The sequence below is a fragment of the Clostridioides sp. ZZV15-6597 genome, from assembly GCF_020657815.1.
Classification (GTDB): domain Bacteria; phylum Bacillota; class Clostridia; order Peptostreptococcales; family Peptostreptococcaceae; genus Clostridioides.
The window spans coordinates 1-13,757 of record NZ_JAGWCT010000053.1 but is presented as its reverse complement, the minus strand read 5'-3'; the positions used below and the strand labels follow the sequence as shown (position 1 = coordinate 13,757).

At 29.2% G+C, this 13,757-nt stretch carries 8 protein-coding genes; 3 read left to right on the top strand and 5 right to left on the bottom strand.

The features are described from left to right. The first annotated feature begins 348 nt into the window (after window positions 1–348). On the top strand, window positions 349–2,850 hold the full coding sequence (locus tag KGF52_RS12590) for an ATP-binding protein (RefSeq protein WP_227840408.1): 2,502 nt from the start codon (window positions 349–351) through the stop codon (window positions 2,848–2,850). 14 nt (window positions 2,851–2,864) lie between these two features. Beyond that, window positions 2,865–8,069, top strand: a complete 5,205-nt coding sequence (locus KGF52_RS12585; RefSeq protein WP_227840407.1) for a GTPase — start codon at window positions 2,865–2,867, stop codon at window positions 8,067–8,069. A 308-nt stretch (window positions 8,070–8,377) separates the two neighbouring features. Here the strand turns inward: KGF52_RS12585 and KGF52_RS12580 are convergent, their stop codons facing one another. Together KGF52_RS12580 and KGF52_RS12575 are read right to left on the bottom strand one after the other, a co-directional pair. Continuing rightward, window positions 8,378–10,477, bottom strand: a complete 2,100-nt coding sequence (locus KGF52_RS12580) for a heavy metal translocating P-type ATPase (RefSeq protein ID WP_227840406.1) — start codon at window positions 10,475–10,477, stop codon at window positions 8,378–8,380. Window positions 10,478–10,563: 86 nt separating this feature from the next. Next, the gene (locus tag KGF52_RS12575; RefSeq protein WP_227840405.1) at window positions 10,564–10,962 is read right to left on the bottom strand and encodes a DUF6110 family protein; all 399 of its coding nucleotides are present in this window, start codon (window positions 10,960–10,962) and stop codon (window positions 10,564–10,566) included. Window positions 10,963–11,693: 731 nt separating this feature from the next. On the opposite strand from KGF52_RS12575, the gene KGF52_RS12570 reads away from it, so the two are divergent. Beyond that, entirely contained in the window at window positions 11,694–11,855 is a 162-nt protein-coding gene (locus KGF52_RS12570) for a type I toxin-antitoxin system toxin (RefSeq protein WP_227433577.1), read from the top strand. 129 nt (window positions 11,856–11,984) lie between these two features. On the opposite strand, the gene KGF52_RS12565 is transcribed toward KGF52_RS12570, so the two are convergent. The 3 genes from KGF52_RS12565 to KGF52_RS21655 form a co-directional block, all read right to left on the bottom strand. Next, a complete protein-coding gene (locus KGF52_RS12565; protein ID WP_227840404.1) occupies window positions 11,985–12,386 on the bottom strand; it encodes an FMN-binding protein in 402 nt (133 codons plus the stop codon). Window positions 12,387–12,538: 152 nt separating this feature from the next. Continuing rightward, complete coding sequence (locus tag KGF52_RS12560; RefSeq protein WP_227840403.1) at window positions 12,539–13,168, bottom strand: TetR/AcrR family transcriptional regulator; 630 nt, start codon at window positions 13,166–13,168, stop codon at window positions 12,539–12,541. 155 nt (window positions 13,169–13,323) lie between these two features. Beyond that, the gene (locus KGF52_RS21655) at window positions 13,324–13,533 is read right to left on the bottom strand and encodes a Type 1 glutamine amidotransferase-like domain-containing protein (protein ID WP_227840420.1); all 210 of its coding nucleotides are present in this window, start codon (window positions 13,531–13,533) and stop codon (window positions 13,324–13,326) included. Between the last annotated feature and the right edge of the window lie 224 nt (window positions 13,534–13,757).

The window sequence follows — 13,757 nt, the reverse complement described above, 5'->3', positions numbered from 1 at the left end:
TTTTTAATTAAATAAATTTGACTTTCAAAGTTTTTTATACAAACTATTTGTCCAGTTATGCACTTTTATCGACTAGTTACACGAATTGTATTGAATATTTAGAAAATTGGTACTATTATATAAATAAATTTAAACATATAAGGAGGTTTTTTATATGAATATTCATTGTGGAGGATGGTCAAAGTTTAGAGCAGTAGAAAAAATAATATAAAGTAGAAAATGTAATTAGATATAAAATAAAAAGTATAATTAGATATATAAAATAAAATTACTGTGTTAGTAAAGGCTATATTTTACAAGCACAGTTATTTTAACATTAAAAAATTTTATAAACAAGGGGGAAGATACATGGAAGAAAAAAATCAGCTTTTAGAAGAAATCAAAATCCTATTAGATGAAGGGAAAGTAGCAATAGATAAGGCTATAAATAAGAATCTAATTTTGATTCTTGGAGGCACAGGTTGTGGGAAAAGTACAGCAATTAATTATCTTGCAGGATGTGAAATGAAGGAAGTAGAAGATGAAGATACTGGTATCTCATATATTGAATGTGTAGACCCTGTTGCAGAAATTGGTTCAGGAGCTGTTTCACAAACTTTGTATCCCAATATTGTAGATATGAGAAGAGAAGTAGAAGGAATGGATGCAAAATTATGTGATACTGCAGGATTCAGTGATAACAGAGGTGTAGCACATGACATTAGTGCAGCAGTTTCGTTGGGAGAGGTGTTTAGAAATTCTGCATCTATATGTGGCGTAGTTGTACTAATACCAGAAGCAGATATATTAGAGGCTAGACTTACAAAAGTACTTGATTTATTTCAACAATTAAATATGTGTCTTCATAAAGAGAATTTTAGAGGAAGTATTACTTTCTTTGTTTCTAAAAGCTTTTTAGGAAGAACAGAAAAACAAATATATAATGTGATTAGAAAAAAATACGAACAATTGTGTGAAAGTCCAGAAAATAATATACAAGATAAAGCTTGGTTATTTGAAGAATTGCTAAAAGGAGAAGGAAAAAATATTCATCTTTGTAAACCACTTGAAGCAGAGCAAAGAGAAGGATTATTAAAAGAAGTAATAAATTTAGAAGAAGTAAAAGATAAAACATCAGCATTCCAATATCCAATCAGTGCAGATGCAAGATTAGTTTTAGATACATTAATAAAAGATATTCAAGGTGGTATAGTATCTAGACTAGAAGTTTATGTTAAGGAATATACAGAAGACTTTATTGAAAAGGTTGAAAGAGTAACAATGATTCAAGAAATGTCAAAATATGATAGAGTAGTAGACATATTTAAAGACTGGTTAGAAAGTTCAGTTAATACAGCTAGTATTACTTTAGATAAATTTATCAATTTATTGTCAGGAGAAAGTGGATTATTCTTGGAAGACACATGTATAAAGTTACAAAATGAGATAAAGAGAAACTTGGGTATAATTAAAGACTTAAATAAATATACAGACCATGGAGATGCTGAAATTTCACTATCTTCTGTATATATGGAATCTATTATAGAAAAAACAAGTAAAAGTATAATGGAACAAAAATTTATTATTATAAGAAAGAAAGTAGAAGAGATTTTAGTTTCTTATGAGGTACAAAAACAGGTATGGACATTATCAAATAGAGATAAATTGATGGAAGTTGCAAATAAAACAGATTACATATATAGTAAACGTGATTTTGAGCCTATTTTAAAGAATCTTACAGATAGAAATAGTGAAGAATTAGGAGAAAATATAACAAGATTAAATACCTATGGAGAAAAAGGTAATGAAATAATTAGAAATCTTGTAAGTAAATATATTTTAACTCCATTTATAATAAAAACATTTGAACTTAAAAACAAGACAGTCATAGAAGTGAAGGCACTAATTCCAAACTTAGTAATAAGTAGTGTTCTAGAGGCTTTTAGAAATAGAAAAGTGGGAGAGGATGTCTCTACAATTATGTTTTCAGCTAAAGATACTATCTATATGGATGATAATCTTGGAATGGATTTTGCATCAGAAAAAAATATCATTATTTCTTGTAAGAATCTTGATGTAAGTAGTAATGCTAAGATTAATGTAAGTGGAAAGAGTGGAAATATTATAGATAATTCTATATATGGAAGAAATGGTGAAGATGGTAGAGATGCAGGAAATATTTATTTATATATTAAGGAAGAAATTAAAAACTATCGCCTTACACTAATAGCAAATGGAGGAAATGGTTCAAGAGGAACAGATGGTAAAGATGGTGAGACTGGAAGCACAGGTAGAAATGGAAGTGATGCAGGATATACAAGTAGTTTCCATGGACAAATGTTTAAAGGTTATTTTGCATCAGGAACAAGTGGTGCAAAAGGAGGAAATGGAGAAAAAGGAGGAAATGCTGGAAGAGGTGGAAATGGAGGAAGTAAAGGAAATATCTACTTCTTGGCAGATTCAGATGAAAAGAGAGATAAGTTAATCAGCTGTTGTGATATAACAGTAAGAGATGGAGAAAGAGGTCCAGATGGAAGACCAGGATTTGGTGGAAATGGAGGAAAAGGTGGTTATCATGGTTATAATACACTTTCATTTTCTCCAAGTGCTATAGATTCCACTGTATACTATACAGGATATTTTACAAGTTGGGATTATAAGCTAACTGGTATTGCTAGTTATCGTATAACTTTTGAAGGTGGAAGTTGGAAAGAAGGAAAAGAAGGTCCATCAAGAGAGTATGCTGATTATGGAGATAGAGGAGAATCTGGAGGATATAATAATCCAAATTCTAAAGTATCAACAGCAGTTTTAAAAGTAGAAGAAAGTTTTGTTAAAGAGAAATATCAAAACTATTGTGCTGAAGTATAGAAAGGGATGAACACATGGCAAATGAATTGTACAATGGAATCATAAATCTTTTAGAAGATGGAAGGCATGAACTGGAAAGATACAATTTAGGAGAAAAATCGATTTTGTTATTCCTGGGTGCTTCAGGAGTTGGAAAAAGTACTTGTATCAACTATTTAAAAGGTTGTGAGATGGAAGAAAAGACAGATGCGGAAACTGGACAAGTATACATCACAGCTAAAGATTCAGCAGTTGATATTGGAAATGGTGTATATTCTAAGACTTTATGCCCAGAAGTTGTAGATATTGAAAATAAAGCATTTTCCTTATGCGATTGCCCTGGATTTTTTGATAATCGTGGAGCAGAGTATATGATTGCAGGAGCAATGCTTGTAAGAGAAACTATCTCTGCATCTTTAAAGGTAAAAGGGATAGTAGTCATTTTAGACTACCAGTCTTTACTGGACTCTAGACATACACTGTTAATTGATACAGCTAAAAACTTAAAAGATATGTTTAATGAATATACACAGTATAAGGAAAATTTTTTCTTTCTTATCAATAAAATACCTAAGTCACCTAGTAGTAGTGTAACAAAAGAAAAAGTTAGAAATATACTGAAAAAAGTAAAAGAAGACCTAGATAATCAAGAAAAAGATTATGAAGGTTATAAAGAACTGGTATATCTGTTAAATGTGATACTATCAGATAATGTGTCTATAGAATTGTGTAATCCACTAGATACAAAGCCAGAAAATCTATTGGGAGAACTAGAAAAACTTCCAAATACTTTCAAAAAAACTGATATGGGATTGATGCTTACAGCTTCTTGTAAAATAGAGGTACAAAAAGCTGTTGATATAACATATAAAGAACTAGAAAAACTTTTACCTTCTTATATAGAAAGTGTAAAAAAGGCGTTAGAAGATTCTATTTCTATTTTATCTTCTATAGAAAATTTAAAAGAGAAAAAAGCTCAGTTGGAACAAATGAGTCAGAGCTTAGGAAAAACAAATAGTATTGAAGGACTCATGAGATTTGTGCAAGAACTTTTCTATGGTGATGGTGTACAAAAAGTAAACATATTAGAAAAAATACGCCTTGTTTTAGAGCTAAATAGTTATTGTAGAGAAACTAATATTGTCGGTCTAAGTGAATTGTTAAAATCATTATTAAATACAACGCTAGAAGACACTTTAAAATGTATTAAATACTGGATAGCAGAGAAGGAATTGGAAGAGGAAGAAGCTGAGAAACTTCTAGATGAAGAATATAGAAGAGAAAAAATTCAAAACTGTACATATATAAAATCATATGAAAAAGACAAAGTGCTTTCTATATATATTCCTGTACCTAAAGTGAATTTATCAGATTTGACTAAAATCATATCTGGATATAAACTTAATGAATTATCATCTATATATATGTATGGAGAGTGTGAGCTAAAAATAGATTGTGATATGAAGAAGGATGTTTTCTCAGGTAAAAACATAGTTCTATTGGTTGAAAAATTATGTATACCAAAAGGTTCTTATTCAATTAATGTTTCTGGAAATGATGCAAAAAAATTGGATGGAGAAAGTTCTATTTATAACGGAATGAATGGAAGAGCTGGAAATAATGCAGGAACTTCAGGCGATATTTTAATATCTTTTAAACATATACAAAAAGAAGGCGAACTTAAGCTTTATGCTGATGGTGGACAAGGTGGAAACGGCCAAGATGGAAAAGTAGGAGAAACAGGAGCATACGGAATAGCTGGAGCAAATGCAAAACTAGGTTCTAAGCCAGAGAAAAAAGAGTTTACTAAGGAGAAAGATACAAAATACTATATAGTAGAAGCAGAAAAAGGAAAACAAGGAAATACTGGAGGAACAGGTGGAGATGGTGGAAATGCTGGTCTTGGAAGTAAGGCTGGACAGATTTATCTCCTTGGACAAGCAACAGTACTAAAAAATTCTATAAACCAAAGAGACGGAAGACATGGCTTAGCAGGAAAAGGCGGTTCTGGAGGAAAAGGTGGAGCTGGAGGTTTTGGAGGAATCCGAGGAATTTTTGAAGAAACAATAAGATATATAGGAACTTCTGTTCCAATAGATGATAGTGACAGAAACTATTACTATTTTGATAGATATGTGATAGGTCGTGGTTCAGACAGTAAGGAAACAGCAGATGATGGAAAGGCACTAGATGCTCTTTATGCAAAACACAAGGACTGGACAATTAAAAAACTTGCAGATTCAGGCCTAGATGGAGCAGATGGAAAAGAAGGGCATCCTGGAAAATCATTAGTAGAAAACGCATTGCTAAAGCAGGAGTATTCTCTATCAATGGATACATTTTTCTATCAATTCTTTGAAAGATTTGGTTTTTCTGGAAGTAAAGGATATAGAAACCTTAAACTTTTATGTTCAGTAGGAATTTTAGAAGCAGATATTTTAGAAATTTCACATATTTATGAGATTTTTAATGCAGTTGAGAAAGTGGAAATGCAGTTAAATAGAGAAATTCTTCAGAAATATTATAAATTTGATAAGAAAAATAAAGAAGTAATTTCGTTAGATGATATGCATACAAAGAAAGAGTTTTACCAAGAAGCAAAAGAGATTTATGACTATCTTATAAATAAATTGATGCAGTCTAATAGAATAGAAGCTTTTGTAAAAGAAAATCAGAGTTTTAGTGAATGGAGTATGATTTTATTTGCATTAGAACAGAAAGCAGCATTTTATATGCAGATGATAGAGGAAGATGAAATTGGAGGAAATCGTGTTACAGATATTCGAACTCTGACAGATTATCTAGAGAAGACTTTAAAAGAATTGGAACAAGGAAAAAAAGATGAATTAAAAGAAGCATATTTCAATACATATAAGGAAAATGTCTTAACTCAAATTGACTCAGGAAATCAACAAATAGAAGTTTTGAAAAAAGAACTTGAAAATAAAATGCTTTCTGTTGGAGCAAAAATGAATCTTTTGATTCAAGAAATTCTAAAGATAAAAGAAGATGAAAAAGGAGACATAAAGAAATTAGAAGAAAAGAAGGAAAAACTTCAGGAACAAATGAAAACACAGCTAATTCTTTCTGGAATACAGAGTGCGTTGAGCTTACTATCATCATTAAGTGGTATTGGTCAAGCTTGTCTGGGAGCTTTTGATAGTGCAAAATCTTTAAAAGAAAATCTTTCAGCTAAGGAAGAAGAGTACCAATGGACTAACAGAATGGTTAGTTTTTCAGATTTCAAAATGGATTCTGAAGGTATGAGTTTTGTCCTTGGAACTCAGTTAAATGAAGATAGAAAAAATGCTTTAGGAGCAATGACAAATAAACTAGTTGGTGTCGATGATGGAAAGATAGATAATTTTAATAAAATTAAAGAGATTATGACTAAGTCTTTAGATAATAATGACTATCAAGGGAAAGATAATGACATTGCAGCAGCAAAAAATGGACTGGATGAAGGCGAGTATGAAAAGATATACACAAACATTCAGAAAAAAGAAATGGGTATGTTGGAAGCAAATTATAGTAATAAACAACAAAAAGATAAGTTGGCTGCACTAGAGAAGTGTAAAGCATCTATTGAAAGACAGCAAAGAACAGCAACTATTAAAAATGTATTAAGTATTGGTAGTGCAAGTTGTTCTTTTATCAATACAGCAATTAGTAGTGTTAATAATTGTCTAAATGTAAAAGCTAGTTTTGAAGATAAAATAAAAGTAGTCAAAGATGCGATTAAGACAAAAGAAGATAATATTAAAAAACTAGATAGTTTAAATACTCAGATGGCAGAGTTCAAAGATAAAACATTGAAAGAATCTATTATACCATTTGTAGACGGATTTGATACTATAGTTAAAAATCAGGATATTTTTGAAAATGAGATAAGCAGATTAAAAATGAAAGATGTATTAACAGAATTAACTAAGAAGTTTGAAAGCTTGAAAATGGAAAATGCAGAGGATATTTCGGGAATTTTCAAAAAAGTACAGGACATGATGGATGCTCAGATTATTATTACTGACAAGATTGACAAGAAAAAAGACAATCTTGCAATGGGAGAACTGATTTATCACATGTCAGACAGTGGTAACCAAATGAATGAGTATCAGAAAAAGCTTATTCATCAAATTGAATTGAATCAGATTAGATATTTGTGCCAAGTGGAGGCAGCAGCTTTTCAATTATGGACGTTTCCATTTGGAAGCAATATAGTAAATATCTTAAATAGATGCCATGTAGGAATAACAGAAAATGAAGATGAGGTGTTAAAGCAGGCAAAGGAACAAAATAGACAAATTAAAGAGTTTTTAGCTCAAGATACTTATCAATGGCAAAAAACAGACAATCATATTTTGAAAATACCATTAGCAGGAAGTTTGGCTGGAAAATCACGTGTGGGATTTGAAAATACATTTTCTTTATATGATTGTAATGAAGAAGAAGTGAAAAAGCTTTTGACAGGAGAAGAAATTAGCTTTGAAATTCCAATAAATCAAAACTATGATGCAATGAAATATGTAACTATTTATGCAAATATACCTAATCTTAGACGAAATATTTTAGATGATAGTTTAAAAATAAATGTACATATGCATTTATATGATAAAGGATATTTTTTTCTGTATGATGATAACAAAGATATGTACTATCAATATGTATTTCCACAAAATTATATCGATATTACACATGGTTTGGATGTTAAATATAGAAAAGATGATGATTCAGATTCAGTAAACTCTATCTGGTCTTCAATAGAAGATAAAGGAATAGAAAAGTTTAAAAATGCGGGATTAAACTCTGGTAGAAGCCCGTATTCTATGGCTAAACTTTCCTTGAAAGCACATTTTAATAAGAAGCTTTCTTATGACTTATTGACAAATGAGCAAAGTAAAAAGCTAGAGTCATATTTTGAGAAGAGTAGTAAAGATGCATGGAATCAGAGTATAGAGAGCTTTAAAAAACTTGGATATATTGATAAAAGAGGCGTTTTGCTAAAAAACTGGTCTGAAATCAAAAAGGATATGGATAACAATGGAGAAATTATGAAGTATTTCTCTATATTACAGGCTGATTTGTGGGAAAAAATTATATATGAACAGATGAGTATATTGAAAGAGAATATACCAAATCTAACAATTGAGTTTATTGGTTGTGGTATTTATGTAGAGTCTGAATTTAACTATCTAAAACAAAATGAGCTAAAATGCTATGAACAGAGATTGATTGAAATATAGCAGTTTGAAGTAAGATTTAAGGAAAGGTGTTTTTAGTAGTGAAGTAGAAATATTATGGAAATTTACCTTTAGTATTGAGTAGTATTGAAAGGTAATATTGAATAGTATTAAAGTAGTGTTGAGAGGTAATATTGAATGGTATTACGCAATATTGAATATTATTGAGAAGTAATATTGAAGTAGGTTGATTTTAGTTATAAAATTTAGTCATAAAAGCACTTTTAAATATTATTGCTTAATTGTTTAAAAGTGCTTTTTTTAATATGAATTATAAATTTTTTAGATAGAAATGTGTTATACAATGGGGGTTAATTGTAGTTATAAGTATTAGGTTTATCTAATAAATTTGTCATACTGTTTAAACTTATTCCAACAGTAGAAGCATTATGTAAAAATGCGGATGTACTTGGTCTAATAAATCCACCTACACCAAGAAAAATCAAACCTAAGTTGAAAGCAATAATAAACTTAGAACTTAAACCAATTCTTTTCATAAGTTTATTGCTAATCTGTTTTAAAGTAATTAAATTATTTAAATTATCTGCTGATATAGTAATATCTGAAATTTCTCTTGCTATTTCAGCTCCTTCACTCATTGCAATTCCAACATCTGACTCAGATATAGCAGGAGAATCATTGATTCCATCTCCAATCATAATAACTTTACGACCTTTTAGTTTCTCATCTTTAATAAAATTAGCTTTGTCCTCTGGTAGGACTTCTGAATAATATTCATCCACTCCAATTTTGCTGGCTATAGATTTAGCTGTTTTTTCACTATCACCAGTCATCATTACAATTTTTTTGAGTCCATATTGTCTTAAGTTTGAAATTACATCTTTAGCTTCTGCTCGTAAAGGGTCACTGATACAAATAACAGCTGATAATTTCCCCGATATTGCCATAAATAGGTGAGAATATTCGTCTGAAAGATTATTATATTTATACTCCTCGCCATCTGGTATAATACATTTTTCATCTTCAAATACGAAGTGTTTACTACCTATTATAACCTTTTTATTATCAACTTTTGTTGAAATACCATGTGCAATAATATACTCTACTTCTGTATGCATTTCCTTATGACTGAGACCTTGTTTTTCAGCTTCATGCACGACTGCATTAGCTATAGAATGTGGGAAATGTTCCTCTAAACAAGCAGCTAGTCTTAACATATCTTTCTTATTATAATCTTGGAAGGTAATTATATCTGAAACAGTTGGTTGAGCCTTTGTCAATGTGCCTGTTTTATCAAATACAATAGTATCTGCATATGCAACATTTTCAAGGAATTTCCCACCTTTTACAGCAATATTATAATTGTTACATTCTCTCATAGCTGATAATACAGAAATAGGAATAGAGAGTTTTAATGCACAAGAAAAATCTACCATCAAAATAGAAAGTGCCTTTATAGGATTTCTAGTAACTGCATAAGTAAATAGAGTTCCTAAAAAACTATATGGAACTAAGGTATCTGCTAAATGTTCAAATTTTCCTTCGACAGAAGACTTAAGTTTCTCAGATTCTTCAATCATAGTTACAATTTTTTGAAATCTGGTAGTACCAGCCTTTTCTTTGACACACATTACGATATTACCTTGTTCTATCACAGTTCCAGCATAGATGTAAGAGCCTTGTCTTTTATTAACTGCAAGAGATTCACCTGTAAGAGATGCCTGATTAATCATTGCTTCACCAGATTCAATAACTCCATCTAATGGAATCATATTTCCCATATTTACACTAACTAAATCGTTTTCTTTTATTTCTGAAATTGGAACTAAAATTTCAGTATCATCCTTTTTTAACCATACTTTTTCAATATTTAACGACATACTTTGTGCTAAATCATCTATAGATTTTTTTCTAGTCCATTCTTCTAGTAATTCGCCTATACCAAGAAGAAACATCACTGACCCAGCTGTATTTACGTCTTTTCTAAAAATGGAGATACCTATTGCAGTTGCATCCAAAACAGAAATTTCTATCTTTTTATTTAATAAAGAAGAGATACCTTTTTTGAAATATTTTATAGAGTGAAGTCCTATAAAAAAAAATCTTAAAGATTTTGGGAAAAATATCTTAGATACACTCTTTACCAATAGCTTATTTACTAATTTATCTCTGTAGTAATTATTTAACTCTCTACCAGTGTGTTCAGGGACTAATTTTTCTATTTCACTATTATTAAAACTGAATTTAGTGATTTCTTTTATTATAGAGTTTCTTTCACCAGTGTAATAAATAACAGCGTCACCGGTCCTATCATAAACCTTTGCTTTGGTAACACCATTTATAGAAGTCAAATAATATAGTAGAGTATCTGCCTGCTTGTTATTCAATTTACCAAGCTGTAAATCAAAACGTATACGACCTCTGATTTCATGCTTTATATAAAGATTCAATTTACTTCCTCCTGATACTATTAATCATAATACTTGATATTATTAATCATAACACCTGATAGTATTAACCATAATAATCGTTAAATTTATTCTGCTGTGCAAGTACTATTTTTTTCTTCAGTACCATTTTCCTTGATGTCTTCACATTTAATGCTATTAGAATCAGTGTTTTTTTCTACAGTTTGTACATTTTCAGTTTTAAGAGCTTCTTGTACAACTTCAGCATCTTCTTGCACTTTTTTTACTTTAGATGAAGATAATTCTTCTAGTTCATTGATTTCTTTTGCTTCAGCTAAAATATCTTCCATATTTTCTTGGATTTTAGTAGTTGTCTCAAGAACAGAATCCTTAACTTTCAATGCTCCAGCAGTTGCTTTAGTACAAGATTTTTTTACACAATCACTTGAAAGTATTTTGACACCTACAGTACCTAAAAGTACTCCTCCTAAAAATATCCCTGTTTTTTTCATTTTTAAAATATTCATTTTATCGTATCCTTTCATTAAGTTAAATTTTATTTATATATCTTATGTATAGAGTAATAAATGCTAAAAATAGAGTATGATTTTACAAAAGTAGTATTATATAGTTCTATTATATTTTTAAGCGTACTATATGTTTTTGTGTAGTTTTATGTGTTTTTTATATAGCCTATATAATTCTTTTATATTTTAATAATTCTCTTGTGTTTTAGAGAATTATTCTATATTTAGAAAATTCTTGATATTCATTTCAAAATTTAAAAATTAATAATTAATAATAATTATTATTAATAGAATTGTAAAATCATATGACATTTATTACCATTTATGCAACTAAGTATAGCACGCATGAATGTAATTTTCAACAGAAAATGATAATTTGTATCAATTATTTTGCTTATTTTATGAAAAATATTATTTTATCACTACTCAAGGCTCAATTATTGAAAGTTTTATTTGTAACATATTCCTATAAGTATCACATTGTTTAGAGAAACAAACTTATTCTTGTTTATAGTTGATTTTATTATATTAAATCTAATTTCTAAATAATATTTGATGATAGTAGGTACATATGATGCTGAAAAGAAAAAGGAGTTATTAGAATAAAAACACAGGTAAAATATGGGAAAGTATATGTTATAATATTTATAGCAAGAAGATGTAACCTATAATTTAAGAGTGGAGTTCATACTAGGATAAAACCTACTTCCTAATGAAAGGAGGTGGGAAGTATGAATAACTTTTTACTTAATGTAATAGCTGGCGTTGTTGCTAGTTTAATATTTTACTTAATTTGTAAAGTATTTACGAAAGTAAAAAGCCACTCAACTCGTGGCAAGAGTAAAAGTGGCTGGGAATTTGATTTTAAAATCAAGTTCCATAAGTTCAAATAGCTTCATTTAATTATGAACTTCACTCTACGACGAAATAGATTGTAGTTCTTCTTGCTTTTATTATACCACAAATTGGTACAGATATTCAAAAACAATATTTTTACTCTTATAAAAATTTGTTAAGTATAGTTATCCTTTTATGAGTGCATTTTCGATTGCTTTTTTTATAACTTTACTTGAATTTGTTGCACCTGATACAGCATCTACATCTACTTTTTGCTTGTTAAGTACTTTATCAATAACTTTTTCTGCTGTTTTTCCTCGTTCATTTTTATGTTCCAAAAGATTAATGTTTGAAATTTTACCACTCTTTACAGTGACTTCTACTTTAGCAGATATGATATTTACATTATATTCTCCAACATAGGTTCCATCAGCAATATCGGAAATATTTACTTTTTTAAAGGTCATATTTTTTATTGTTTCTTTATAATCTTTAACTTGTTTTAAATATATTCCAAGGCATGCTAGTCCTATCAGCAAAACTATAACGATAATACGATAAATGATTTTTTTCTTGCTTACTTTCATTTCTAATACCTCTCAATCCTTTTAGTTAGAGTATTTGGTAATTGTTTTGAATATCTTTTGTTTTAATGGAATTTCAGATATATTCAAATATATAAAGTAATAATGTCTATTATAAGAAATTGTATAGTTGTATATTTGTAGATTTATCTTATCTATTTAGAAATAGAGCTATAAAGCATATCAAATCCGTATTTAAGAAATTCCTGTTTAGAAAGTTTTACTTCTTGTTTGATATAAGCTTCTTTATTTGCTGCTGTCTGTATAATGCCAGATAACATTCCCCAAAGTGAAAATATAGTAGGCATAATTTCAATATCTTCTCTAAGCTCACCTGATAAGATACCAGCCTTTAGCAACTGTTTTATTTTCTCATTGATTTCTTCACCAACACGGAAGGTTTCTTTTTCCTCAGGTAAGTAGTCGGTATTTTCAAAGTCAATGTTGATTTCATCGAGAGCTATTTTAAAATAAAATGGAAATTCTTCTTGATATTTTAATAGTGCATTGCAGATAAAGTCGTATCTTGTTTTTGTACTTGTTTGTTTTTCTAAAGCAGAAGTGATGTATGTATGCAGTTTTTTCATGCTTTCAAGTACTAATACACCAACAATTTCTTCCTTGTTTTTAAAATATACATATAAGGTTGCTTTACTGTAACCAGCTTTTTTTGCAATATCATCCATTGATGTTGCTTCAATTCCTTTTTGCATAAATAGAATTTGAGCAGCAGAAGCAATGTTTTCACGGTGTACACTTTTTGGCTCTTTTTTTCTTCTTCCCATATCATATTCCTTTCATGAAATTAATTAAACTAGTAGTTTAATTATAATGAGGTTTATTTTTTTTGTCAATTAGTATTCTAAAACGTATTGCATAAAAAAGCACCAAAGATATGACAAGCCAGTGTTTATCATTCTTTGGTGCTATTTATATTAAATTATTTTAAAATTCTAACACTGTCGTTTTCAATTAATATTGCTTGATTATCATTAATGGTTTTTAATTCTAAAGTTTTAGAATACGCATTTACTATTTTTTCTACAGCTTTTCCAAATTCCCAATTTTGGGAATGTGGTACTACATAAAAATCAATTAAATTCAAGCCAGAGTAGTCTTTTAAGTAGGGAGCTTTTTCTATATAGTCTATTTCAGATGAATATTTATTTTTTTATAATATTACAAATATCTGGAATATAGAGTGTTATATATAGTAGAGCAAATAAAGTTGTTAATAGAGGATTGAGACCTAGAACTAAGCTAATTCCTATATCCATAAGCAATCCTATTGTAAATTTGATACCTTTATTAAGTTTCAATCAAATCACCATCCTTTTATTTTTTATTACCCAATTTAACTAAAAATATATACTA